Annotated in this window: 2 protein-coding genes; both read right to left on the bottom strand. The window is 60.8% G+C overall.

Annotated elements, in window-relative coordinates; all coding sequences use genetic code 11:
- Positions 1-51: 51 nt before the first annotated feature.
- Complete coding sequence (locus tag AC1DT3_RS23045; protein ID WP_477467483.1) at positions 52-516, bottom strand: RidA family protein; 465 nt, start codon at positions 514-516, stop codon at positions 52-54.
- A gap of 17 nt (positions 517-533) precedes the next feature.
- Positions 534-789 (bottom strand): oligopeptide/dipeptide ABC transporter ATP-binding protein (locus AC1DT3_RS23040; protein WP_477467482.1); only part of this gene is annotated, 256 nt, incomplete at its 5' end.

Below are 789 nucleotides of genomic sequence, written 5' to 3'. Positions count from 1 at the left end.
GAGCGGATCGAAGCGACGTTGGGATGGCGCTGAGTTTCGCATCGCTCGCTCTCAGGCCTCGATTGCGACGATCGCTTCGATCTCGACCGTGATGTTGTTCGGCAGCGAGYCGAACCCGACGGCCGAGCGGGCATGCTGCCCGGCATCGCCGAAGACCGACATCATCAAGTCCGAGCAGCCGTTGATGACTTTCGGATGATCGCGAAAGTCCGGCACGGCGTTGACCATGCCAAGCAGCTTGACGATACGCTTGACACGGGAAAGGTCGCCGAGCGCGTCGTGCATCACCGAAAGAAGGTTGATGCCCGTGAGTTTCGCGTGTTCATAAGCTTCTTCGGCCGTGACATCCGCGCCGACTTTTCCGGCATGAAGATAGCCGTCGACCTCCTGCGGCCCCTGCCCCGAGAGAAACAACAGGTTTCCCTCCTGCACGAAGGTCACGAAATTGGCGATCGGCGATGGCGGCGGCGGCAACGTGATGCCGAGTGCCTTCAGCCGAAGATAAGGATCCGTCACGGACGGCGATCGAACGTTCACAATACTTGTCCTTGAGAAATCACCTCAGGATCGTTCTGCCGGATGCACGCCACATGATGGTCCGGCCCAGCAGTTTCGAGCGGCGGAACGATCCTGGCGCAATCCTCGATCGCGAAGGGGCAGCGGGTTCTGAACACGCATCCCGACGGCGGGTTCATCGGGCTCGGAATATCGCCCTTGAGAACCACGCGTTGACGGTGCGCCTTCGGATTGGGTATGGGAGCCGCAGACAGCAGGGCCTGGGTGTAGGGA

The sequence above is a fragment of the Microvirga sp. P4_G7 genome (assembly GCF_056401005.1).
This window is presented reverse-complemented; position numbering and strand designations above follow the sequence as displayed.